This window comes from Saccharothrix sp. NRRL B-16348, from assembly GCF_001280085.1.
In the GTDB taxonomy this organism is placed as follows: Bacteria; Actinomycetota; Actinomycetes; order Mycobacteriales; family Pseudonocardiaceae; genus Actinosynnema.
In genome coordinates this window covers 1-270 of record NZ_LGED01000157.1, presented here as the reverse complement: position 1 = coordinate 270, position 270 = coordinate 1, and the positions used below count along the sequence as shown (strand labels likewise).

Annotated in this window: 1 protein-coding gene; it reads right to left on the bottom strand. The window is 73.0% G+C overall.

The features are described from left to right. A partial coding sequence (locus ADK67_RS52560) for a hypothetical protein (protein WP_197289470.1) occupies positions 1-270 on the bottom strand: 270 nt, incomplete at both ends.

Genomic DNA, 270 nt, shown 5'->3' with positions numbered 1-270 from the left:
GTCGGCGCCGGTGTGGTGGGAGAGGCGGTTGGCGAAGTCGTTGCTGCCGGCGTCGCAGCCGATGAGGCGGATGGGGGTGTTGCCGTCCCAGCCGTTGCGTCGCAGGAGGTCGCCGTACTCCTCCGGGCTGTAGGTGTGGTTGCCGATGCGGGCGCGTCCGTCGGGGGTGACGTGCACGTCGGCGGTGAAGTAGCGGGGGTCCGGGGGGACGCGGTGGGGCAGGTCGCCCATGTCGCTGTCGCCCCGGTGGTGCGAGATGCCGGCGGGGGT